We start from the raw sequence: 25,220 nt of genomic DNA on the forward strand, positions 1-25,220 counted from the left end.
TTGTAATGATTATGGGAGGGACACATTTGTGTCCCTTTTGTTTTTCGCCAATCAAAAATGGATTAGATCAGGTTTGGTGGATGAGTGATCGGGGTCGGGTGTTCATTATTAGTTGTTCAGTGATCCGGGTCGGTTGATATGAGTTCAGTGATTAACTTGTCTCCGTTGCCTCAACCGCCAAAGGGTGCGGGCGCGCACCCTTGTGGAATCCCGCGCTTCGCACGTATCGCCTGCCCACTGCGTGGGTTCCCTCACTCATCGTTTCGGCTCACGGACCGCCGTGATTCGCTCCTGCTCAAGCACGGTTCGCTCGGCTTCCCTGCCTCGCGTCCTACCTTCACTCTTCATTCGGCAGCTCAAATGTGCTTTGAAAGTCAAAAGAGGAAATCAACAGCAAAAAATGATGGTTTTGACGTTGAGCGCAATCAGGAATATTGCCGACAAGGAATGAGGGTAGAGTGAGCGGGCATGGACGCCCGCGAAAAGCGCGCTTGAGCAGGAGCGAATCGCGCTGGCTCGTCAGCACGAAAGACGTAGGCGGTTTACCCGTAGGGCAATATTTCGCGCAAGCCGCAGGTGCAGGAGGGCCGGCTTGCCCTCCTGCTCGGTTGAGGCTACGGAGGTAAATTAGGCACTTAACTCATATCAACCGAAACCTGATCCGACCCCACCATAACCGAACCCGATCACTAAACTCATATCAACCGAACCTGATCACCATACTAAATAACCAAAATAAAACTCACACTACCGCCGGTGGCTTCGCCTTCATATCTAACGGCAACGGAATATACGCCCGGATCCGTAAACCGCCTCGCTCACTGGTACCGATATCCAACGAACCGGCGTGGGCATCAATAATCCGCTGCACAATCGCCAAGCCCAGTCCAGTACCACTGGTACTCCGCGCGCTATCGCCACGCACAAAAGGCTGGAACAGATGCTTCAAATCTTCAGGCTTGATACCAGGGCCGTCATCCTCAACCTGGAACCACGCACGCTGTAGCTCAGTGCCACTACTGACTTTTATCCAGCCATTACCGTAACGCGCCGCATTCACCACCATATTGGCCAACGCACGCTTAATCGATAACGGATGGATATCCACCAGCACTTCACCTGCACACAAATCAGTCTCGATTACCCGCTCATAACCACTTTCAGCCGCGATCACTTCACCGAGTACGGCATTCAAATCACTCGACTCTGTCGGCATCTCCTGCCCGGTACGTAGATAATCGATAAATTGCTCAATAATGGCGTTGCACTCTTCGATATCTTTATTGATTGACTCAGAAAGGTATCCATCGGCTTCACTCATCATTTCAGTCGCCAAACGAATACGGGTCAACGGCGTGCGTAAATCATGGCTAACCCCAGCCATCAGCAAGGTCCGATCATCCGCCAACAACTTCACGCCGGCGGCCATTTGGTTAAATGCCCGGGTAACCGAACGCACCTCTGACGCACCATACTCCCGTAGCGGTGGCGGAATAATCCCTTTACCCACCTGCAAAGCGGCATGCTCCAGCTCAACTAATGGCCGATTCTGAATACGGATAAACAGCCAGGCTCCCCCTACAGCCAATAACATAATTGCCAGGGTATAACGGAACAGTGGCGAGAAATCGCCCTGATGGATCTCAGTTAATGGCACTCGTACCCAAATATCCGGCGATAACCACGTCTTTAGCCAGACAACAGGGGAGTTTTTATTAACTTCGACCCGAACATCGGTTGGCCCACCCAATTGTTGGGCCATTTGATCACTGAGAAATTTGTAATGCTGTGCCCAACGCAGGCCACTTTCCTCCGCCGCAGCATTGGTATAAAGCGAAATCCCCAATTCACGGTAAATCTCACGCCGAAACGCCGGCGGGACTTCAAGTAGCGTGCCATCTTCCAATTGCAGCCGGTCAGTCATCAGCATACGAACTTCATACGCCAACACTTTGTTAAACTGCTGCAAACTGGGCAAAATGGCGAAATTCAGCACCACCAAATACGTGGTGACCAGACTGACGAACAGCAAGGTCACAATCAGTAATAAGGTTCGGGCAAATGAGCTACGTGGAGAAAAGCGCCATCGCCTCATGCTTTACTGCCGTCCGGTACAAATACGTAGCCCAAGCCCCATACAGTTTGGATATAGCGCGGATGCGCCGGATCTTCCTCGACCATACGCCGCAGACGTGAAATCTGTACGTCGATGGAACGCTCCATCGCACTGTATTCGCGACCTCGGGCCAGATTCATCAGCTTATCGCGTGACAACGGCTCACGTGGATGACTCACCAAGGCTTTCAGCACCGCAAACTCACCGCTAGTCAGTGGCATAGGCTCATCTTCACGAAACATCTCGCGCGTGCCTAAATTGAGTTTGAACTTACCAAACGCAATCACTGCTTCTTCCTGTGAAGGTGCACCCGGTAGCTCGTTAGCCTGACGGCGTAACACCGCACGAATACGGGCCAGTAATTCTCGGGGGTTGAATGGCTTAGGAATATAATCGTCAGCACCAATTTCCAATCCGACGATACGGTCAACTTCCTCACCCTTAGCCGTCACCATAATGATCGGCATCGGGTTACTTTGGCTACGCAGACGGCGGCAGATAGATAGACCATCTTCACCCGGTAACATCAGATCAAGCACCATCAGGTGGAAAGACTCACGGGTCAGCAAGCGATCCATCTGTTCAGCATTGGCAACGCTGCGCACCTGGAAACCTTGCTCTGTTAGGTAACGTTCCAACAGCGCGCGCAGGCGCATATCGTCATCAACGACCAGAATCTTGTGATTCTCTTGCATTTTATTACTCCCAAAGGCCGTATTGCTCGAACCTGTACATTGTTAAAAAAACTTACTTTATACCCTAAATAATTCGAGTCGCAGGAAGGCGGCAACTGAGCGAGCCCTCGGTCACTTACATGAGTCAGTGACGGAGGGTGAACGAAGGAAGCCAACACACATGCAGCTTGAAGTATGACGTGTATAACAGACAGCTTTTTATGGTATACATTCTAGTCGAAATTGTTACAAAGCTTATTGTTGTGCCTAATTATCAACACTTTCGTCAAATGGGCGGTAGCGGATCTCTAATATCCAGTAGGTTGCTTCACCATTTGGTGTCTGAACCGTCACCTCATCCTCCACCTGCTTGCCAATTAAGGCACGGGCAACCGGTGAATCGATAGAAATCCATTTTTTTGCCGGATCAAACTCATCCGGCCCAACCAGGCGAAAGATGCGCTGCTCTTCTAATTCATTTTCTACCCGCACCCAGGCACCAAAAAAGACTTTTCCTTCCTGACGCGGGTCAGGGTCGACAACTTTCAGCACCTCAAGGCGTTTGGTCAAAAAGCGTACCCGGCGATCAATCTCTCGTAGCCGCTTCTTACCATAGATATATTCAGCGTTTTCCGAACGGTCACCCATTGCTGCGGCTTCAGACACCGCCTGTGTTACCACCGGGCGCTCTTCCCGCCACAGATAATGCAATTCACGATCCAGCGCCTGCCAGCCTTCGCGGGTAATGTAATTACTTTTCGCCATATAATTATCCCTTTGGCATTGATGCTTCTACTATACCCTAACTTTTTACCGATAAGTCCACGTTACCTCAAGCTCTGCTGCCGCTCTACTGGCAATTTATCCGGGCAATCCGTATAACTATCTTCTGCCATTTTTCCTACTCACTATCAGACTTGACATCAGACTTATGAATGAACAACTGAGCAGCATTATTGCAAGCGAACTACAGGCGCGGCCGGAGCAAGTTATCTCTGCTATCCGCCTGCTTGATGAAGGTAATACCGTGCCGTTTATTTCGCGGTATCGTAAGGAAGTTACCGGCGGGTTGGATGATACCCAGTTGCGCCAGTTGGAAAGTCGTTTGGGCTATCTGCGTGAACTCGAAGAGCGCCGCCAAACCATTCTTAAATCAATTGAAGAAAGGGGCAAGCTCACTGAGCAGTTGGCCGGTGCCATCAATGGCACCATGAGTAAAACTGAGCTTGAAGATTTATATCTCCCTTATAAACCGAAGCGCCGCACCCGTGGTCAGATTGCGATTGAAGCCGGTCTGGAACCATTGGCGGACAGTTTATGGCATGACCCACAGCAAGAGCCAGAACAGGTTGCTCTCGCTTATGTTGATGCCGATAAAGGTGTTGCAGATACGAAAGCGGCACTGGATGGTGCACGCTATATCCTGATGGAGCGCTTTGCAGAAGATGCAACCCTACTGGCGAAAGTGCGCCAGTATTTGTGGAAAAATGCCCATTTGGTAGCAAAAGTGGTGGAAGGCAAAGAGCAGGAAGGCGCTAAATTCCGCGATTACTTTGACAGCCACGAACCTATCGCCCAAGTCCCTTCTCACCGCGCACTGGCAATGTTCCGTGGACGTAATGAAGGTGTGCTGCAACTGGCGCTAAATCCGGATCCGCAGTTTGACGAACCGCCGCGCGAAAGTCAGGGCGAGCAGATAATTATTAACCATCTCGACCTGCGGCTGAATAATGCGCCAGCAGACGGTTGGCGCAAAGCGGTGGTCAACTGGACCTGGCGTATCAAAGTGCTGATGCATCTGGAAACCGAGCTGATGAGTACCCTGCGCGAACGAGCCGAAGATGAAGCAATCAACGTATTCGCCCGTAACATGCAAGATCTGTTGATGGCAGCCCCTGCCGGCATGCGCGCCACCATGGGCCTTGATCCGGGCCTGCGGACTGGGGTGAAAGTGGCGATAGTGGACGCTACCGGCAAGCTGGTTGCCTTTGATACCATCTACCCTCATACCGGGCAGGCTGCTAAAGCCGCCGCCGTGGTGGCCGCCCTATGCATCAAGCATCAGGTTGAACTGGTGGCTATCGGGAATGGTACGGCATCGCGGGAAACCGAGCGTTTCTTTGTCGAGCTACAGCAACAGTATCCGGCAGTCACCGCGCAAAAAGTGATTGTCAGCGAAGCTGGAGCCTCGGTTTACTCCGCCTCGGAGTTGGCGGCGCTGGAGTTCCCAGATCTGGATGTCTCCATCCGTGGTGCAGTGTCTATTGCCCGGCGGTTACAAGATCCACTGGCTGAACTGGTAAAAATTGACCCGAAATCTATCGGGGTCGGCCAGTATCAACATGATGTTAGCCAAAGCCAACTGGCGAAAAAGCTGGATGCGGTAGTGGAAGACTGCGTAAACGCCGTGGGTGTGGATTTAAACACCGCGTCGGTGCCGTTACTGACCCGGGTTGCGGGTTTAACCCGCATGATGGCGCAAAACATTGTTAGCTGGCGTGATGAGAATGGCCGCTTCCATAACCGTGAGCAATTGCTCAAAGTCAGCCGCCTCGGGCCGAAAGCCTTCGAGCAGTGTGCCGGCTTCCTGCGTATCAATCATGGCAATAACCCGCTGGACGCATCAACCGTGCATCCAGAAGCCTACCCGATTGTTGAGCACATTTTGGCTGCAACTGAACAGGCATTGCAGGACCTAATGGGTAATGCTACCGCGCTGCGTAATCTTAATGCGCGTGATTTCACCACCGAGCAATTTGGTGTCCCGACGGTCACCGATATTCTACGCGAGTTAGAAAAGCCAGGCCGTGACCCACGCCCTGAGTTCAAAACCGCAACCTTCGCTGAAGGTGTAGAGACGCTCAATGACCTGACTCCGGGCATGATCCTCGAAGGCTCGGTCACTAACGTGACCAACTTTGGTGCCTTTGTTGATATTGGTGTTCATCAGGATGGTTTGGTACATATTTCATCACTGGCGGATAAGTTTGTCGATGACCCACATAAGGTGGTGAAAGCCGGGGATATCGTCAAAGTGAAAGTCATGGAAGTGGATTTGCAACGCAAGCGCATTGCCCTGACCATGCGCCTTGATGAACAGCCTGGTGAAGGCGGCTCGCGTCGTGGTAACAATGGCGCTAATAGTGCGAATAGCAGCGCCAATGGTCGTAATGACAATCGTGGTGCCAGCCAGCCTCGTAACAGCAATGATGCGAACAGTCGCCCAGCAGCCAAGGGCCGGGCAGACAGTAATTCTGGTAGCAACAGCGCCATGAGTGATGCACTGGCGGCGGCATTTAAAAAACGCTGATATCTCTACTCAGGGCCACGTTGGTGGCCCTTTTTTCATTTACGTTTTTGTTTCAAATTATCGCGACATCTTTAATATTTCCTCTCATATCCTTTTCTTCTATAAAGCTGAAGATTTATCTTTTAAATTAATTAGCACGCGATTCTTTTCTGCTGCGAAATGACGTTTACATCATGATTAAATCGGCGTTAATTTAACAATCTATTTAACATGAGGGTTAATTTCGTCAATTATTCACTCTAATTTATAAATAATTATGAAGACATTCTGTGAGTTAATTAAAATCCGAATGTTATTTTATTAAAATGTGAGTGAATTAATTATGTTAACAATCGGTATTTAACTGCCCTAACAGGGCATAATGGAAACATTCAGTTAACTGATTTAACTCATTATTTTCATTTGCGATTATGTTAATTTGATGGTAAAACAAGCATAAATAAAAATCAGACTCATTAATTATACCCTAAATAATTCGAGTTGCAGGAAGGCGGCAAGCGAGATAATCCCGATAAGCTTACATGAGTAAGTGATTCGGGTTAGTGAGCGTAGCCAACACACAGGCAGATGGAAGTATGACGGGTATATAAAAATGAAATAGTAACGAATACTTACCTTTGAGTATTTCACCTTAGTTGAATATGAAAACGATTCTTACTATTATTATTTTATCTATTACCTTTTAGAGTCGTATCACTCTGAATTTTGGTACGCCAATAACGTAATAACAAGAGGCACCTATGCATCTTATCCCGCAGCGTTCCTATAAAATTGTTGGTTTCTCGCCTGAAATCAGCCCGGCTTACCGGCAGAAATTATTGTCACTGGGTATGCTGCCCGGCTCTTCGTTTAATGTTGTCCGCCTCGCGCCATTAGGTGACCCCATTCAGATAGAGACCCGCCGCGTCAGTCTGGTGCTACGGAAAAAAGACTTAGATCTGCTTACGCTGGACTTGCAACCCTAATATTGCGGGTCAACATCCTATTTTGGCTGCCGGGCTGCGTGTCAAAGCCCCCCTGCGTAGTCTGATTTTAATTTACTAATATCACGTTGGATCATGAAAGCACTCACAATCGGCCTGATCGGCAATCCCAATGCAGGTAAAACCACCCTTTTTAACCAGTTAACCGGTGCCCGCCAACGGGTGGGGAACTGGGCCGGGGTTACGGTGGAGCGCAAAGAAGGCCATTTCACTACCGCGCAACATCAAGTGACATTGGTTGACCTGCCGGGAACCTACTCCCTGACCACCATTTCTGAGCAAACCTCGCTGGATGAGCAAATTGCTTGTCACTACATTCTAAGTGGTGAAGCTGACCTGCTGATTAATGTCATTGATGCGGTGAATCTGGAGCGCAATCTCTACCTGACACTGCAACTGGTTGAATTGGGTATTCCCTGTATTGTGGCGCTCAATATGTTGGATATTGCCAAAAGCCAACATATCGATATTGATATCAAGGCATTATCTCAGCAGTTAGGTTGCCCGGTTATTCCGCTGGTCTCCACTCGCGGGCAGGGTATCAATGAATTAAAAAGCAGTATTGATGAACTTCAGCCGATTCCCTTTAAGGCTTTGGTTAACTACCCGCCAGTGCTACTCAGTGAAGTAGATAAGTTGGTACAGGCCATGCCTGAGTCCTGGCCGGTACAGCAGCGCCGTTGGCTGGCACTGCAAATATTGGAAGGTGATATCTATAGCCTGGCACGTGCAGGCATAGCGCCCTCAATCGTGGCGCTAGCGCGTGAAAATCTGCGAGCAAGCCAACACGAAGATCCCGAGCTGGTGATAGCCGATGCCCGCTATCAAAGTATTGCCCGCATCTGTGATGTGGTCGGTAACTCGCAGCAAGCGGAACCGAACCGCCTGACACAAGCGCTTGATAAAGTGATCCTTAATCGCTGGTTAGGTGTCCCGATCTTTCTGTTTGTCATGTATTTAATGTTTGTCTTAGCCATCAATATCGGTGGGGCGTTGCAACCCATATTTGATATCGGCTCTGCGGCTATCTTTATTCAGGGGTTGCAATGGGTGGGTTATACGCTGCATTTCCCACAGTGGTTAACCATCTTCCTCGCTCAAGGCGTGGGGGGCGGGATTAATACCGTGCTGCCGTTGGTGCCACAAATTGGCATGATGTACCTGTTTCTCTCCTTTTTGGAAGACTCCGGTTATATGGCCCGAGCCGCATTTGTTATGGACCGGCTGATGCAGGCGCTGGGGTTACCGGGTAAATCCTTCGTACCACTGATTGTCGGTTTCGGCTGTAATGTGCCCTCGATCATGGGTGCACGAACACTGGATGCGCAACGCGAACGCCTGATAACCATCATGATGGCACCCTTTATGTCCTGTGGCGCACGGCTGGCGATTTTTGCCGTCTTCGCGGCGGCATTCTTCGGTCAGGATGGGGCCAGTATCGTTTTCTCTCTTTATCTATTGGGTATCGCGGTCGCCATCCTCACTGGGCTGGTGCTGAAATACACCATTATGCGTGGCGAAGCCTCACCCTTTGTGATGGAACTGCCGGTTTATCATGTGCCCCATCTAAAGAGTTTATTATTGCAAACCTGGCAACGGTTAAAAGGTTTTGTCCTGCGCGCAGGGAAAGTGATTGTCATTGCCAGTATCTTCATCGGCGGCCTGAACAGCTTCTCTTTCAGTGGCAAACCGGTAGATAGCATCAATGACTCAGCACTGGCCTCAGTCAGTAAAGTGCTGACGCCACTGCTGGCACCCATGGGTGTTCATGGCGATAACTGGCAGGCAACCGTGGGGTTAGTGACCGGCGCCATGGCAAAAGAAGTGGTGGTAGGGACACTCAATACTCTCTATACCGCAGAGCAGATTAAGAATGAACCCTTTGATGCCGAGAGCTTCAACTTACCGGGCGAATTGGTCGGGGCGGTTAAAACTACCTGGCAGGGCTTAAAAGATACTTTTAGCCTTAGCGTGTTATCCAATCCCATTGAAGCCAGCAAAGGTGATGGTGAAATGGCAGCCGGTTCGATGGGCATGATGAGCAGTAAATTCGGTTCCAGTATTGCTGCCTATAGCTACCTGATATTTGTGTTGCTCTATGTGCCCTGCGTCTCAGTCATGGGGGCTATCGCTCGGGAAACCAGCCGCGGCTGGATGACCTTCTCAATATTGTGGGGGTTAAATGTGGCCTACTCACTGGCAACCCTGTTCTACCAAGCCGCTACGTTTCACCAGCACCCACAACAAAGCCTAATGATTATTGCGGTGGTTATGGTGATTAATGCATTGATCTTGTTTGGATTGCGCCGCGCGCGGAGCCGGGTAACTGTCAGGTTGCAAAACAGTAAACCTGCGAGCTGTTGTCAGAGTGCAAGCAATGATTGCCATTAACAAACCGCTTTTGTTACAACAGGAGGCATGATGGCGAGCCTACTCCAATTACGCGATGCCATCGCGCTCAGTGGTAGTGTGGGAGCGAGTCAACTAAGCCAGCAATTGGCAACACCTTTACCCCTGGTTGAGGCCATGCTAGAAAGGCTGACGGCAATGGGCAAGGTTGAACGCATTGAGCAAGATAATAGTGGGTGCCTGACGGGCAGTTGCAAGAGCTGCCCTGAAGGAAAAAATAAATGTAACACTGTGATTTATAAAATAAAAAATCATCATTAAGTTACAAAAAGAGATGCCCGATGGGCATCTCTGCCTTTTTATTACTTATAAACATCGGCATCAGCGTCAAATTTCTTCTTTTCACGCTCGGCGATGATCACATAATACTTACCGCCTTTCTCATCCGCCATTTTCGACAGCTCTTCTTTCACATCCATCGGCGATGTTGCCTGACCCGACGTGGTGATGGTGCCAATCTTCTCGTAATTCTTCGCTTCTTCTTTAGTAATTTCTTTCGCCGCCATCGCGCCAAAAGAAACCCCCGTAACGACCAGAGCTACAGCCAGATTTTTCAATAAATTCATACCGAATACCTCGCAAATGAAGGATTAATGCGTATAAAAACAGTAAGAAAAACAGAGATGATATTGATTTAATTAAAGACAGTTGGCTGATGTGACGCCACGCGCAGTGGCCGCCCACACCTCTAAAGAAAAGGCTCTCCCCATGCCAGTGCGCGGGGATGCGCCAATTTGAACCTTCTTAATTATTAAGTAAATTTAATATTTAGCCATTAAATTACGCATTAAATTCCATTCATCTCTATGTGCTAAGGCCTTAAATCTGTGGCAGTTAGCTATTCCAGTGTGATTTTAGCGTCAACATGTGCTGAAAAATCTATAAGTAATTTTGAAAAATCATCAGGATGAGAAACAAAAGGGGCATGAGCTGCTCCCTTCATCACCACCGATTGACTCTGCGGCCAGGCACTATCTAATAACGAAGCCACTTTGCGCGGCACCAGCCCATCCAGATAACCATAAATGCGCAACAAAGGTAGAGTGCATTTGGCCAGTGCGGGTCGTAAATCTGCAGTACGCAGAATGTCTAGCCCGCCGATTAACACCTCCACCTCTGGCATCTGGTGTTGTAGCACCACCGCTTTCAATAAACGGGCATCCTGTCGTGCACTTTCCGTCCCCAAAGTTTGCAATGCCAGAAAACGCTCAACGGTACGCTGAAAATCCTCACTTAACTGTTGCTGAAAACCAGCCAAGACTTCCGGCCGAATCCCCGGCCATTCATCATGCGCAGTAAAACATGGCGAGGAGGAGACAGTTATCAGCCCACGCACGCGCTCTGGTTGAGTCAAAGCTATCTGACTGGCCACCAGCCCGCCCATCGACCAACCGAGCCACAAGGCGCGCGGTGGTGCTTGTTGTAAGACAATTGCCGCCATATCAGACAGTGGCATCGTACCAAAATCTTTGCTGCGCCCATAACCGGGGAGGTCCACCAAATGCAGACGAAAATGCGGCGCGAGTCTATCAATTATGCAATGCCAGACTTCGGCGTTCAGCCCCCATCCGTGCAGCAGCACAAGATCGCAATCACCTTCACCGCAGATGTTCCAATACAGTTGTTTCATACGTTAATATCCTGTTGCCTTAGCCGCGTCATACATCACTTATCAAGGAAGATAAACATGCTAACAATCGTCAGCCAGTGTTGGCTATGCCGGCAGCGGTTATATCATCCCAGGCATGGCATTTGTTGTTATTGCAACCAGCATTTACCTAAATTACCGCCCTGTTGCCCTCGCTGCGGCTTGCCCTGCACTAACCCGGCATTACCTTGTGGCCGCTGCCTTAACGCACCACCCCGCTGGGCGAGTATGACCTTTGTCAGTGATTATATTCCGCCCTTGAACGGGCTGATAAAAAAGTTCAAATTTAACGGCGTCACACCGTTGGCTCCGGTACTGGCCCGTTTATTATTGTTACGCTGGCTTGATGCCTACCGTCAGGGTAAGGTTATCAGGCCAGAAAGAATCATTAGTGTGCCTTTACACCGCAGGCGCTGTTGGCGGCGCGGCTATAACCAAACAGACCTGTTAGCACGGCCATTGGCACACTGGCTTGGCTGCCACTACAGTAATATGACGTTACAGCGAGTACGGGCTACACCACCGCAGCAGCGATTGAAAGCTACCGCGCGACGTAAAAATATGCGGGGGATATTTCGTTGTACACAGTCTCTTCGCGGCCAACATATTGCTCTGCTGGATGATGTCGTAACAACGGGCAGTACACTGAATGAGATTGCCGATCTACTCTGGTCCGAGGGGATTGCCTCATTACAGGTGTGGTGTATCTGCCGAACCTTGTAGTCACCCTAGCAATGGGCGTATTATAACCGACAAGAATAGTCAACTATTGAGCAGATGCCATGATCACAATAACAGACGCAGCACAATCTCATTTTGCCAAACTGTTGGCAAATCAAGAAGAAGGCACCCAAATCCGGGTATTTGTTATCAACCCCGGAACACCCACCGCTGAATGCGGCGTGTCTTACTGCCCACCGGATGCGGTCGAAGCAACAGATACTGTACTGAAATTTGAGCAGTTATCTGCCTATGTTGATGAAATGAGCAAGCCTTATTTGGACGACGCTGAAATCGATTTCGTCACTGACCAACTAGGCTCTCAACTTACCCTGAAAGCGCCTAATGCCAAAATGCGTAAAGTTGATGATACTGCACCATTGATGGAGCGGGTTGAATATGTTCTGCAATCGCAGATTAACCCGCAACTGGCCGGGCATGGTGGCCGTGTAACATTGATGGAGATCACACCAGATGCATTGGCTATCCTGCAATTCGGCGGTGGCTGTAACGGGTGCTCTATGGTTGATGTCACATTGAAAGAAGGCATCGAAAAAGAGCTGTTGCAGAAATTCCCAGAATTGAAAGGCGTGAGGGATTTGACCGAGCATCAGCGCGGCGAGCATTCCTATTACTAATTATCCTGCGTCCTTGGCGCTACAGCGGTGTTAGCTTCGCTCTCTCACCCGAATCACTGACTGATGTCAGCTCATCGGGATTTGTTCGCTGGCTGCCTTGCTGTAACACCAATGACTTTGGCTAATAACTTTGGCTAATAATTGAGCATTGCTATTACTAATTGTCATGCGTCCTTAGTGCTACAGCGGTGTTCGCTTGCTGCCTTGCTGTAACACCAATAACTTTGGCTAATAATTGAGCATTGCTATTACTAATTGTCCTGCGTCCTTGGTGCTACAGCGGTGTTAGCTTCGCTCGCTCACCCGAATCACTGACTGATGTCAGCTCATCGGGATTTGTTCGCTTGCTGCCTTGCTGTAACACCAATGAACAATATTGTTCTTAATGCTGACAAAACCAGATGACTCAATCTGGAGCGGCGAGGATAGGTAGAAGAGTAAAGCGTCCGCGCCAGGGATGGCGCGGCACGAGCCTACATCGACGTATTGATGGCGTCTTTACGATCTGCCTGTTCTCTCCGCCACGAGCACTTTATTGGCAGCCTACTGAGAGATTCCCTCCCTTATCATCCCGCCGACACATTCTTGCGCCGCTTATCCAAATCCTTCAATAAACGATTAACCTGACTGTCAGTAAACATCTCTTCCAAGGTCGAGGTCAATTTACGCCGCCAGTTCGGATATTCCTCACTGGTTCCGGGGATGTTTACCGGTGTCGCCATATCTAACCAATCTTCCGGTTGCAAACCCAGTAATGCGCTGGCGCTGTCAGCAACATAACGCTGTAATCCCCGGTTAAGGACTGGGCTCATCGAGAGGAGTGACGCTTTATGGCCTACCTTCTTTGGCACACAGTCATAGTGATGTAACCCTTCCAATAATCCTTGCTTGGCCCGTTCCCGATCAAGATAAAGCTGCTTCAATATCTGTTGGTCTGGATATAACCCCAGCTTATTCCCCAACGTCAGATCGTCACTTTGCCAATAGCCCCGTAAGGTCGGCAAGTCATGGGTCGTAATGGTGGCCATCGCCTGTGCCGGATAAGATTGTGGCGCACGGAAGGTATTCTCACTGTCATGCTCAAAATAGAGCACCTTATAGGAATACACCCCGCTGTCACGCAGCTTAGCCACAATTTCTACCGGTACCGTGCCTAAATCCTCGCCAATCACCATGCAGTGATGACGCTGACTTTCCAGCGCCAATATCGCCAATAGATCATCGACCGGATATTTAACATAAGCCCCCTGGGCGGCAGTCTGCCCGTAGGGAATCCACCACAGACGCAATAAGGCCATCACATGATCAATACGCAGAGCACCACAACTGGTCATATTAGCGCGCAGCAAATCGATAAAAGGCTGGTAGGCACGCGCAACCATGACGTGCGGGTCCATTGGTGGCAACCCCCAGTTCTGGCCCAGCGGCCCTAAAATATCAGGCGGAGCCCCTACTGAAGCTTTCAGACAATATAACTCGCGGTCACACCAGGTTTCAGCGCCACCTTCAGCCACACCAACAGCTAAATCACGGTACAAACCAATCGGCATTTTTCGTGTCTGGCTGTTGCGAAAACAGTTATCAAACTGAGTGGCGGCCAACCACTGTAACCATAGATAGAAGGTCACATCACTCGCGTATTCGCGGCAAAAATCAGCTACAGCACTGCTGTGCCCATCACGATATTTTTCTGGCCACACCGGCCAGCCCCACATCATTGGGTCTTGCGCACTTAAATGAGCATGTAGCGCATCAAAAGCTGCTTGTTGATGCAGACCACGACCGCCTTGTTCCACAAACTGGTGGAACGCCTGCATCCGCGCATCTTTTATTTTACGAGCAGTAAACAACGGGAAGGCCAAACGCAGCGCCATCAATTTCAGTTGCATAACTTGCGGATAATCAACCCACTCATTAGCCCGAATTTCAGCCAGCGTCTGTTGCGTTGCTGGTTGATGCCACCAGAGCTGCGCCGCTTCACTGTGCTGAAACTCATCCACGCGGTTCACGTCGATATAAACCACATTCAACCAGCGTCTTGAAGAGGGGCTATAGGGGCTAGCACTCTGTGGGTTAGCCGGGTACAGCGCATGAATTGGATTCAAACCGATAAAGGCACCACCACGCTCGCCCACCTGTTCCAACATTTGGCTGAGATCACCAAAATCACCAATCCCCCAGTTGCGTTCGGAACGCAGGGTATAGAGCTGTACACAAGCGCCCCACAACTTTTTCCCTGCCAGCAACGCATCTGGCTCATAGCAACGTTTCGGTGCCACAATAATTGAACACTGCCACTGCTGTAACCCTTGTTCGAGAATCAAACGGTGATAACCCTGCGGCAGAGAAGATGGCAATGTCAGCGTCTTCTTTGCACTGATACGCCCCTGGTGCAACTCACCTTTTTCTGTCTGCAATTGCCAGTGATAATCGCCTGAACCCGCCATTGGTAGCTGCATTGGGCTACCAAAAGTAAATACTTTCACCACCGGTAGTGGTGTATTTTCTGTCGAGGTGTCCTGAGGCACCTGAGTGCGCCCCATGGCCGCCAACAACTGCTGCTTGGTTTCCGGCAAAATAGCCTGCGGCTTACCATGAGCATTAATGTAGCTGGCGGCTATCCCTGCCAGTGTCGCTGCTTGATCGAGCGATTTACGATCCATGCAGTCTTCTCCTTAACGTTTGGCTTGCCAAATCCGTGATTGGTAATCACGAATTGAACGGTCAGAACTGAACATCCCTACCCGGGCAGTGTTAAGAATGGTACGGCGGGTCCATTCATCCTTATCGCGGTACAGGGCATCAATTTGCTTCTGTGCCTGACAGTATGAGGCAAAATCAGCCAATACCAGATAAGGGTCACCCCCTTCCAACAGGCTATGCAACATCATGTCAAATGCGTGCTTATCACCTTGGCTGAACGCACCACTGGCCAGCTCATCCAGAATGCTTTTCAGGTGCGAGTCAGCTTTAAGATACTTCTGCGGCTTATAGCCTTTCGCCAAAATGGCTTTTACCTGCTCCACGGTGTTACCGAAAATAAAGATATTCTCGTCACCCACCTGCTCGGCAATCTCAACGTTAGCCCCATCGAGAGTGCCCACAGTCAATGCACCATTCAGTGCCAGTTTCATGTTGCCAGTACCAGAGGCTTCTTTACCGGCAGTTGAAATCTGCTCCGATACATCCGCCGCAGGAATCATCAATTCCGCGACTGAAACCCGATAATCGGGGATAAAGACCACTTTTAGGCGATCTTTGACGATCGGATCATTGTTGATCTTATCGGCGGCCTGATTGATCGCATAAATAATATTCTTAGCTAAATAATAACCAGGTGCAGCTTTGGCACCAAACAAGAACACCCGCGGCGCAATATCCAGATTCGGGTTGTCACGGATCTGGCGGTAGAGCGACAGAATATGTAACAGATTCAAATGCTGACGCTTATATTCATGCAACCGCTTAATCTGCACATCGAAGATGGCGTCTGGATTAATCACCAACCCCATAGTTCGCTTAACGTATTCAGCTAACTTAACTTTGTTGTCATATTTGATCTGCTGATAACGGCCCCTAAAAGCCTTATCTTCGGCATAAGACTCAAGCCCAGCTAATGCATCCAGATTATTCGCCCATTCCACTTTCAGCGTTTCATCAATCAGGCCAGATAATGCCGGATTACATTGCTTCAACCAACGGCGCGGCGTAATACCATTAGTAACATTATGGAATTTATTTGGCCATAATTGATAGTATTCAGGGAATAAGTCTTTGATAACCAGATCAGAATGCAGTTGCGCTACGCCGTTGACGGCAAAGCCGCTGACCACACACAGATTGGCCATTCTCACTTGCTTATTATGATGAACCGCCAGCTTGGCCCACACCGCTTCATCCCCAGGCCATTGCTTATCCACCACCTTTTTAAACTGCGCATTGATCTGCTTGATGATGACAAAATGGCGTGGCAACAAGCTACGCACCAATTTTTCATCCCAACATTCAAGTGCTTCAGGCATCAACGTGTGGTTGGTATAGGCGAAGGTTTTACTGGTGATCGCCCACGCCGCATCCCAGCTTAGCTGATGCTCATCCAGCAGTACTCGCAGCATTTCAGGAATAGCGATAGTCGGGTGGGTATCATTCAGTTGAATAACTTCATAGTCAGGCAATTCAGCCAGTTTACGACCAGCCAGATGATGCTTACGTAAAATATCCGCCACCGAGCAGGCGCATTGGAAGTATTGCTGCATCAGGCGCAGACGTTTGCCGGCCAGATGGTTATCGTTTGGATACAATACTTTGGTCAGTTTTTCTGCTTCAACGCCATTTTGTTCTGCCAGCAGGAACTTCCCATCATTAAAATTAGTTAAATCAAATGGATGTTGATGAGTAGCCTGCCACAGGCGCAACGGCTGTGTTACACCATTGCGAAAACCCAGCACCGGTAAATCCCAAGCTTCACCGCGCAAGGTGAAGGCCGGACGCCACACCTGGCGGCCATCAGCGAGTTTTTCTAACTTGCCAGCAAAGCCGACATCAACCGCCAACGCCGCATTATGGCGAAACCACGGATAACTCTCGCGCTGCCAGTTGTCCGGGGCTTCCTGTTGTTTACATTCACTGAAAGATTGACGGAACAGACCATATTGATAATTCAGACCATAACCGGTGGCGGGTTGCTCAACGGTTGCCATCGAATCAAGGAAACAGGCCGCCAAACGCCCAAGACCGCCATTACCCAATGCAGGGTCAGTCTCCTGCTCCAGCAAATCACACAGGTTAATTTGCTGCTCGGCCAGCAACGCCTCCACTTGGTCATACCAACCCAGATTAATCAGGTTGTTTGCCGTTAAACGACCAATCAAAAACTCCATTGAAATGTAGTTAACATGCCGTTGGACTTTTTGGGTTTTACCTGGTGCAGGCTGAGCCGCCAATTGTTCGGCTAACGCCGCGCTGACAGCTTCCCACCATTGGTGTTGAGTCATTTGCTGAGCGGAGGTTAGGCCAAAGCGCTGCCACTGGCGGGTCAGTGCGGCCAGGAAATCGTCCTTTTTAAGCGTAGGCTGTGACATAGGGGGTCTCTATCCTGTGAGTGGGGTAATTTTACCCTTATCCTGCCAATGAGAACTGACAAGGGCATCATCCTGCCGGGGGATTAGCTGGGGATGAGTCGCAGGGCGTAGCTAAAATTGTGATCCGGTGCAACTTACAGCCATATGAAACATTAACTCTATTGCAATAACATGGCCGTTATCAGACCTTAGCAGTGCTGATTAATTACGAGGCTAAAAATAATTACTCTTATGAATGCCTGTAACATTTCATTACAAATGGACATATCACTCGCCAGGACGTCTTCTCACCGGATATTGGTTAAACCGGACACAGCATGCTGATCCCCTCAAAACTGAGCCGCCCGGTACGGCTGCAAAATACCGTGATACGCGACCGTCTATTGGTTAAGTTATCAGGTGTAGCAAACTATCGCCTGACTTTGATCAATTGCCCAGCCGGTTATGGTAAGACCACGTTGATCGCCCAATGGGCTGCCGACCAATCCAATCTCGGGTGGTATTCACTGGATGAAAGTGACAATCAACCAGAGCGTTTCGCCTCTTATCTGATTGCTGCGGTACAGTTGGCGACTGGCGGCCATTGCAGTAAAAGTGAAGCGCTCAGCCAAAAGCATCAATACGCCAGCCTTTCAGCGCTGTTTGCTCAATTATTTATCGAGTTGTCCGATTGGGACGGCCCGCTTTATCTGGTCATCGATGACTATCATCTGATTACCAATGACGCTGTTCATGAAGCTGTGCGCTTCTTTCTGCGTCACCAGCCGGAAAATATGACGCTGATCCTGCTATCCCGCACCTTGCCACCGCTGGGAATTGCTAACCTGCGGGTGCGCGATCAGTTGCTGGAATTAGGCATGCAGCAACTGGCATTTAATCATCAGGAAGCACAGCAATTTTTTGATTGCCGCCTGTCAGTGCCACTGGAACAAGGTGATAGCAGCCGCTTGTGTGATGAAGTTGAAGGCTGGGCTACCGCGCTGCAACTGATAGCACTGTCATCGCGTCAGCCAAACTCATCCGCGCAAAAATCGGCAAAACGCCTGGCAGGGTTAAATGCCAGCCATTTGTCAGACTATCTGGTGGATGAAGTATTAGATCAGGTGGATAGCAATTCCCGCGTTTTTCTGCTGCGTTGCTCAGTATTACGTTCCATGAATGATGCCCTGATTGTGCGCCTGACTGGGGAAGATAACGGTCAGCAACGGCTGGAAGAGTTGGAGCGCCAAGGGTTATTTATTCATCGTATGGATGACAGTGGTGAATGGTTCTGCTTCCACCCGCTATTTGCCACCTTCTTGCGCCAGCGCTGCCAGTGGGAATTGGCGTTGGAGTTACCGGAATTGCATCACGCAGCCGCTGAAGGTTGGATGGCGTTGGGCTACCCGGCTGAAGCAATCCACCATGCATTGGCCGCAGGTGATGTTGGCATGTTACGTGATATCTTGCTGCAACATGCCTGGACTCTGTTTAACCACAGTGAGTTGGCGCTGCTGGAACAATGTCTAGTCGCCCTGCCTTACTCTTTATTGGTGCAGAATCCAGAACTGGCACTGCTACAAGCCTGGCTGGCGCAAAGCCAACACCGTTATGGTGAGGTGAATACCTTGCTCGAGCGCGCTGAATCGGCAATGCAAGAACGCAAAATCCCTGTTGATGAGATTTTACGCGCTGAATTTGATGCCCTGCGTGCTCAGGTGGCTATCAATGATGGTAAGCCAGATGAAGCCGAAAAACTGGCAACTGATGCGCTGAAATATCTGCCGATGGCGAACTTTTATAGCCGTATTGTGGCAACCTCCGTAACTGGTGAAGTTCATCATTGTAAAGGGGAGCTAAGCCGTGCGCTGCCCATGATGCAGCAAACCGAGCAAATGGCACGTCGCCACGAAGCCTATCACTATGCCTTATGGGCATTGCTACAACAGAGCGAAATCCTGATTGCACAAGGTTTCTTGCAAGCCGCTTATGAAACGCAAGATAAAGCCTTTGATTTAATTCATGAACAACATCTTGAGCAGTTGCCGTTGCATGAATTCCTGCTGCGTATTCGCTCCCAAATTTTATGGTCGTGGTCACGGCTGGATGAAGCGGAAGAAGCGGCACGCAAAGGCATTGAGATTCTGGTCAATTACCAACCCCAACAGCAATTGCAGTGTTTGGCGATGCTGGCAAAATGCTCACTGGCGCGTGGTGATCTGGATAACGCCAATATGTATATTCAGCGTTGTGAGGCCCTGCAACACGGCAGCCAATATCATCTCGACTGGATAACCAATGCCGATAAGCCACGGGTTATTCACTGGCAGATGACCGGGGATAAAGTCGCCGCTGCAAGTTGGCTGCGCCAGGCAGAAAAACCGGGGATGGCGGATAATCACTTTTTACAGGGGCAGTGGCGTAATATCGCGCGGATACAGATCATGCTAGGGCGGTTTAATGAAGCCGAAGTGGTATTGGACGAACTGAACGAAAATGCCCGCCGCCTTCGTTTAACCAGTGACCTCAACCGTAATCTGTTGTTAAGTAATATCCTTTATTGGCAAACCGAACGTAAAAGTGAGGCCCAGAAAGCGCTGATTGAATCACTGTCATTGGCTAACCGCACCGGTTTTATCAGCCATTTCGTGATTGAAGGTGAAGCTATGGCACAGCAGTTGCGCCAACTGATTCAACTTAACGCGTTACCGGAATTGGAACAGCATCGTGCTCAGCGAATACTGAAGGATATTAACCAGCACCATCGGCATAAATTCGCCCATTTTGATGAGATATTTGTCGATAAACTGCTAACTCACCCGCAAGTACCAGAACTGATCCGTACCAGCCCGCTAACCCAGCGCGAATGGCAGGTATTAGGGCTGATTTACTCCGGCTACAGTAATGAACAGATCGCCGGTGAGCTGGAAGTGGCAGCCACTACGATTAAAACCCATATCCGTAATTTATATCAAAAACTGGGGGTTGCTCACCGCCAGGAAGCCGTACAACAGGCACAGCGTTTATTACAGATGATGGGTTATGTTTGATTATTTTTATTGTTATGGCAATAAGTTACCACTGTACTGCAATTTACATTAAACCAATGTTATTGCAGTCAGTGGTCTTTGGCGATAATATTTTTTATATTAATAATATTATCGGCTATAACTGTTAGCTCTTTAATATCTATGGGGGATTGAAGCAACAATCCTACTGATTGAAAAGACAAGTTAAGTACAACTATATAGCCTATATAATTTTTTCATTTCGTTTTTACTACAAACTTCCCACTTCATTGAAATATTTAATGAATTCCAACAATGACTTTAATGTCGGATTAGCATTCAAACTGGCATTCCTTTTCTCCACCTTAATATTATCATTATAAATAGTAGCCTGAGATTGATATTGTGCACTTGATAAGCGGTTAAGCATAGATAATGCCTTTATTTTAAACCAACCATGTGCCCTATATTAATAACGATAGATTTAATTTATTAATTCTATAAAAAAACAACATATTAAATTGGAATCAGAGACAAAAATAACATTACAGTTAGTCTGGTATTTATCAGCTAAAAAATGATTATAATCGTGTTTTGGCATTTTCTCTCTAAATGCATTTTTGTAAGGTAGAGCAAGATGGAACAGTTTGAAACAATCAGTGTTGAGCAGGCTCATAGCCGCCTGAAAGAGAATACCGCCGTATTGGTCGATATCCGCGATCCACAGAGTTATGAAGCGGGCCATGCACCCATCGCGTTCCATTTGACCAATAGCAGCCTGCATACCTTTATGCAGCAAACAGATTTTGAACAGCCCGTCATGGTGATGTGCTACCACGGCAATAGCAGCAAAGGGGCGGCGCAGTATTTGCTCCAGCAGGGCTTTGAGGCGGTTTACAGCATTGATGGTGGTTTTGAGGCATGGGCCAAAAGCTATCCACAAGAAATCATTCGTGAAAATGTCTGACTTTGTTACCCGTTTGTAGCTTGTCATTCGCCACAACCGACCAGATTGTGATATTTTTAAGCACTTTAATCACATTCATAATATCTATACTCAAAATCATTGGCGTTGCAGGTAGGCAGCTCACAACCCTGCGGCCTCAAATACAAAAGGTATAGACGGTAATGGGCAATATGATTCGTGTAATAGCAATCTCTAATCCGCGTCTGGCACAGGCCTTTGTGGATTATATGGCCACTCGCAATGTGGTACTGGAAGTTCGGCCTGATACTCAGGGTGCAGAGATCTGGCTTGCCGATGATGAGCAATTGCCCTTGGTGCAGCAGGAGCTGGAACAGTTTTTGCTCGATCCCCTCAATCCACGCTATCAGGCCGCAAGTTGGCAATCGGGTAATTTACACTCAAATTTATCCTATCAGCGCTTTTCCTACCTGCAGACGCTGCGCAGTCAGGCCGGCCCACTGACATTGAGTGTCATGGTACTGTGCATCGCCATCTATATTCTGATGCAAATTGTCGGCGATGCGGCCGTTATGTCATGGCTTGCCTGGCCCCGCGACGAGAGCCAATATCTACAACTCTGGCGCTGGGTCAGCCATGGCTTTTTACACTTTTCGCTACTGCATATCTTATTTAACCTGATGTGGTGGTGGTATCTGGCAGGACAAATGGAAAAACGGCTTGGCACCGGTAAATTGCTGGTATTAACTGTGGTATCTGCCCTGTTCAGTGGCTGGGGGCAATCGCTATTTAGCGGTGTGAATTTTGGTGGTCTGTCTGGTGTGGTGTATGCCTTAATGGGTTATGTCTGGCTGACCGGCGAGCGCGCACCCGAGCGCGGTATCTCGTTGCCCCGAGGTTTAATGGCTTTTTCTGTCCTCTGGCTGATTGCCGGTTATTTCGATGTTTTAGGTTTGTCGATTGCCAATGCGGCTCACGTTTCAGGTTTGATTATTGGGTTATTAATGGCATTTTGGGATACGCGCAACAGCGTAAGAACCACACAATAACTGCCTGAGCAACCAGGCGCATTAGGGGATTATAGTGAAGCAAACGCAGCGGCATGATGCGATTATTGAATTGGTACGCCAACAAGGCTACGTCAGCACTGAAGAGTTAGTAGAACATTTTGCCGTTAGCCCGCAAACCATCCGGCGTGATTTGAATGATTTGGCTGACCAAAACAAAATTCATCGTCATCATGGTGGTGCAGCACTCCCTTCCAGCTCAGTTAACGCCGCCTATAACGATCGTAAAGTGATGTGGTCGGAAGAAAAGGCCCGTATTGCACAGCGTGTTGCCAGCCAGATCCCCGATGGTGCAACACTGTTTATCGATATAGGTACCACGCCAGAAGCTGTCGCCCACGCGCTGATGAACCATAAGGGGCTGCGGGTGGTGACCAATAATCTTAACGTTGCTACCTTGCTGACGGCTAAAGAGGATTTCCGGCTGATTCTGGCTGGTGGTGAAGTTCGCACCCGCGATGGTGGGATTATTGGTGAGGCCACACTGGATTTCATTTCTCAGTTCCGTCTTGATTACGGCATCCTTGGTATCAGTGGTATTGATATGGACGGCTCATTATTAGAGTTTGATTACCATGAAGTGCGCACCAAGCGAGCAATTATCGAGAACTCCCGTTGTGTGATGCTGGTAACCGACCACTCGAAGTTTGGTCGTAACGCAATGGTGAATTTGGGGAATATGAATTTGATTGATTATCTGTTTACCGATCAGATGCCTCCTCCCAGTGTGATGAAGATTATTGAGCAGCATCAGGTTCAATTGGAGTTGTGTTAGTCATTAAATTTTAGTTTTGGTGATCCGGTGCGGTTGTTAAGTCAACTCAAGTGCTCTAACAACCGAATCGGACCACAGAACACCGAACAACCAAACCTAATCACCAAATCCAAATCCAAATCCAAATCCAAATCCAAATCCAAATCCAAATCCAAATCCAAATCCAAATCCAAATCCAAACTTTCCCCACATTTTGATAACAAAACTGTTACCTCCATCACGGGGGAATGTTTTTTTTTGGTTAACTCTTGGCTTGTTTGTTGGTTTTTGATTACAATCATGAGCGAAAACGAACATTAAAGAGCTGTTTCGAACATCTGGAGAGAGGAAGCATGGAAACCAAAGACTTGATCGTGATCGGTGGCGGCATTAATGGTGCCGGTATCGCTGCGGATGCGGCAGGGCGTGGCCTGTCCGTTCTGCTGCTGGAAGCGCAAGACTTGGCCTGTGCTACGTCTTCCGCCAGCTCCAAACTTATCCACGGTGGCCTGCGCTATCTGGAACACTATGAATTCCGTCTGGTAAGTGAAGCACTGGCCGAACGTGAAGTATTATTGAAACTGGCACCGCATATCGCATTCCCAATGCGTTTTCGTCTGCCGCATCAACCCCACCTGCGCCCAGCCTGGATGATCCGCACTGGTTTGTTCCTGTACGATCACTTGGGCAAACGTACCAGTCTGCCTGCCAGTAAAGGGTTGCGTTTTGGACCAGAATCGATATTGAAACCAGAATTGGTGCGCGGTTTCGAATATTCTGACTGCTGGGTCGATGATGCTCGCCTGGTGGTGCTGAATGCCCAAGAAGTGGTCGAGCGCGGTGGTGAAGTCCGCACCCGTACCAAAGTGACCCGTGCCTGGCGTGAACAAGGTCTATGGATGGTTGAAGCCATTGATGTGAATACCGGCAAAACCTTTACCTGGCGTGCCAAAGGCTTGGTAAATGCGACCGGACCATGGGTTAAGCAATTCTTCGACGACGGCCTGAAGCTGAAATCGCCTTATGGCATCCGCTTGATTAAAGGCAGCCATATCGTCGTGCCACGGGTTCATAATCAGCCACAAGCCTATATTCTGCAAAACGAAGACCATCGTATTGTTTTCGTCATTCCGTGGTTGGATGAATATTCCATCATCGGCACTACTGACGTGGAGTACCACGGCGATCCGAAAGAGGTGAAGATCGACTCACAAGAGATCGATTACCTGCTGAAAGTGTATAACGATCACTTTAAAAAACAGTTGGGTCGCGACGATATCGTGTGGACCTACTCTGGTGTACGTCCGCTATGTGACGACGAATCAGATTCACCGCAAGCTGTTACCCGCGACTACACGTTGGATGTAGCCGATGAAGACGGTAAAGCACCACTGCTTTCTGTATTTGGCGGCAAACTGACCACCTATCGCAAACTGGCAGAACACGCGCTGGAAAAACTGTCTGGCTACTATCAGAATGTCGGCCCAGCATGGACCAAGACTGGCGCATTGCCGGGTGGTGATATTGGCGGCAGCCGTGATAACTATACTGTTCAGTTGCGCCATCGCTATAACTGGTTACCTGAAGGGCTGGCCCGCCGCTATACCCGTACTTATGGTAGCCATAGCGAGATAATTTTGGCAGAAGCGACCAGTATCGAAAGCTTGGGTGAACATTTCGGCCATGGCTTGTACGAAGCAGAATTACGCTATCTAGTTGAAAAAGAATGGGTTGTAGAACTAGATGATGCGATTTGGCGTCGTACCAAGTTAGGTATGGCTCTGGACGATGCGCAGAAACAGCGCGTTGCCGAATGGTTGGCACAGGTGCAGGCCGGAAAACAACAGACATTATCGCTGGTTTCCTGATAACCCATCCAGTTCATCGATCTGCTTAAAAAAACCCTCT

At 49.0% G+C, this 25,220-nt stretch carries 19 protein-coding genes; 11 read left to right on the top strand and 8 right to left on the bottom strand.

The features are described from left to right. Positions 1 to 742: 742 nt before the first annotated feature. From envZ to greB, 3 genes are all read right to left on the bottom strand, one after another. Positions 743 to 2,095 carry a two-component system sensor histidine kinase EnvZ gene (gene envZ / locus V2A84_RS18070; RefSeq protein WP_083161238.1) on the bottom strand — a complete coding sequence of 451 codons (1,353 nt, stop codon included), beginning with the start codon at positions 2,093 to 2,095 and terminating at the stop codon, positions 743 to 745. Next, complete coding sequence (gene ompR, locus V2A84_RS18075) at positions 2,092 to 2,811, bottom strand: osmolarity response regulator transcription factor OmpR (RefSeq protein WP_004709363.1); 720 nt, start codon at positions 2,809 to 2,811, stop codon at positions 2,092 to 2,094. The genes envZ and ompR overlap by 4 nt, the downstream gene beginning before the upstream one ends. A gap of 246 nt (positions 2,812 to 3,057) precedes the next feature. Next, on the bottom strand, positions 3,058 to 3,555 hold the full coding sequence (gene greB, locus V2A84_RS18080; RefSeq protein WP_005186101.1) for a transcription elongation factor GreB: 498 nt from the start codon (positions 3,553 to 3,555) through the stop codon (positions 3,058 to 3,060). Positions 3,556 to 3,721: 166 nt separating this feature from the next. Between greB and V2A84_RS18085 the strand changes: the two genes are divergently transcribed. The 4 genes from V2A84_RS18085 to V2A84_RS18100 all read left to right on the top strand — a co-directional run bounded on the left by V2A84_RS18085 (position 3,722) and on the right by V2A84_RS18100 (position 9,753). Further along, entirely contained in the window at positions 3,722 to 6,100 is a 2,379-nt protein-coding gene (locus V2A84_RS18085) for a Tex family protein (protein ID WP_083161239.1), read from the top strand. A gap of 740 nt (positions 6,101 to 6,840) precedes the next feature. Beyond that, the gene (feoA, locus tag V2A84_RS18090; RefSeq protein ID WP_005186094.1) at positions 6,841 to 7,065 is read left to right on the top strand and encodes a ferrous iron transporter A; all 225 of its coding nucleotides are present in this window, start codon (positions 6,841 to 6,843) and stop codon (positions 7,063 to 7,065) included. A 93-nt stretch (positions 7,066 to 7,158) separates the two neighbouring features. Continuing rightward, on the top strand, positions 7,159 to 9,474 hold the full coding sequence (gene feoB / locus V2A84_RS18095; protein ID WP_083161240.1) for a Fe(2+) transporter permease subunit FeoB: 2,316 nt from the start codon (positions 7,159 to 7,161) through the stop codon (positions 9,472 to 9,474). A 30-nt stretch (positions 9,475 to 9,504) separates the two neighbouring features. Continuing rightward, entirely contained in the window at positions 9,505 to 9,753 is a 249-nt protein-coding gene (locus V2A84_RS18100) for a FeoC-like transcriptional regulator (RefSeq protein ID WP_083161241.1), read from the top strand. Positions 9,754 to 9,794: 41 nt separating this feature from the next. Here the strand turns inward: V2A84_RS18100 and V2A84_RS18105 are convergent, their stop codons facing one another. After that, positions 9,795 to 10,058 (bottom strand): YdgH/BhsA/McbA-like domain containing protein, encoded by a 264-nt coding sequence (locus V2A84_RS18105; RefSeq protein WP_083161242.1) that lies wholly within the window; start codon positions 10,056 to 10,058, stop codon positions 9,795 to 9,797. A gap of 272 nt (positions 10,059 to 10,330) precedes the next feature. After that, positions 10,331 to 11,122, bottom strand: a complete 792-nt coding sequence (gene bioH, locus V2A84_RS18110; RefSeq protein WP_083161243.1) for a pimeloyl-ACP methyl ester esterase BioH — start codon at positions 11,120 to 11,122, stop codon at positions 10,331 to 10,333. A gap of 57 nt (positions 11,123 to 11,179) precedes the next feature. On the opposite strand from bioH, the gene gntX reads away from it, so the two are divergent. After that, the gene (gene gntX / locus V2A84_RS18115) at positions 11,180 to 11,863 is read left to right on the top strand and encodes a DNA utilization protein GntX (protein WP_083161245.1); all 684 of its coding nucleotides are present in this window, start codon (positions 11,180 to 11,182) and stop codon (positions 11,861 to 11,863) included. A 59-nt stretch (positions 11,864 to 11,922) separates the two neighbouring features. Beyond that, on the top strand, positions 11,923 to 12,498 hold the full coding sequence (gene nfuA, locus V2A84_RS18120; protein WP_083161247.1) for a Fe-S biogenesis protein NfuA: 576 nt from the start codon (positions 11,923 to 11,925) through the stop codon (positions 12,496 to 12,498). Between the two features lie 566 nt (positions 12,499 to 13,064). On the opposite strand, the gene malQ is transcribed toward nfuA, so the two are convergent. Continuing rightward, positions 13,065 to 15,161: a 4-alpha-glucanotransferase gene (malQ, locus tag V2A84_RS18125; RefSeq protein ID WP_442849001.1), complete on the bottom strand. Its 2,097-nt coding sequence runs from the start codon at positions 15,159 to 15,161 to the stop codon at positions 13,065 to 13,067. Positions 15,162 to 15,173: 12 nt separating this feature from the next. Next, positions 15,174 to 17,579 carry a maltodextrin phosphorylase gene (gene malP / locus V2A84_RS18130; protein ID WP_372568488.1) on the bottom strand — a complete coding sequence of 802 codons (2,406 nt, stop codon included), beginning with the start codon at positions 17,577 to 17,579 and terminating at the stop codon, positions 15,174 to 15,176. A gap of 317 nt (positions 17,580 to 17,896) precedes the next feature. On the opposite strand from malP, the gene malT reads away from it, so the two are divergent. The 4 genes from malT to V2A84_RS18150 all read left to right on the top strand — a co-directional run bounded on the left by malT (position 17,897) and on the right by V2A84_RS18150 (position 23,333). Continuing rightward, positions 17,897 to 20,608: an HTH-type transcriptional regulator MalT gene (gene malT / locus V2A84_RS18135; protein ID WP_083161255.1), complete on the top strand. Its 2,712-nt coding sequence runs from the start codon at positions 17,897 to 17,899 to the stop codon at positions 20,606 to 20,608. Positions 20,609 to 21,203: 595 nt separating this feature from the next. Continuing rightward, the gene (glpE, locus tag V2A84_RS18140; RefSeq protein WP_083161257.1) at positions 21,204 to 21,533 is read left to right on the top strand and encodes a thiosulfate sulfurtransferase GlpE; all 330 of its coding nucleotides are present in this window, start codon (positions 21,204 to 21,206) and stop codon (positions 21,531 to 21,533) included. Between the two features lie 170 nt (positions 21,534 to 21,703). Further along, a complete protein-coding gene (gene glpG / locus V2A84_RS18145; protein WP_083163953.1) occupies positions 21,704 to 22,540 on the top strand; it encodes a rhomboid family intramembrane serine protease GlpG in 837 nt (278 codons plus the stop codon). 34 nt (positions 22,541 to 22,574) lie between these two features. Next, positions 22,575 to 23,333 carry a DeoR/GlpR family transcriptional regulator gene (locus V2A84_RS18150; protein ID WP_083161259.1) on the top strand — a complete coding sequence of 253 codons (759 nt, stop codon included), beginning with the start codon at positions 22,575 to 22,577 and terminating at the stop codon, positions 23,331 to 23,333. 96 nt (positions 23,334 to 23,429) lie between these two features. Here the strand turns inward: V2A84_RS18150 and V2A84_RS18155 are convergent, their stop codons facing one another. After that, positions 23,430 to 23,630, bottom strand: coding sequence for a hypothetical protein (locus V2A84_RS18155; protein WP_420073633.1), 201 nt, complete (start codon positions 23,628 to 23,630; stop codon positions 23,430 to 23,432). Between the two features lie 35 nt (positions 23,631 to 23,665). On the opposite strand from V2A84_RS18155, the gene glpD reads away from it, so the two are divergent. Next, positions 23,666 to 25,180: a glycerol-3-phosphate dehydrogenase gene (gene glpD, locus V2A84_RS18160; RefSeq protein ID WP_083161261.1), complete on the top strand. Its 1,515-nt coding sequence runs from the start codon at positions 23,666 to 23,668 to the stop codon at positions 25,178 to 25,180. Positions 25,181 to 25,220 lie beyond the last annotated feature (40 nt).

It is taken from the genome of Yersinia sp. 2553 StPb PI (assembly GCF_052217105.1).
Classification (GTDB): Bacteria; Pseudomonadota; Gammaproteobacteria; order Enterobacterales; family Enterobacteriaceae; genus Yersinia; species Yersinia enterocolitica_E.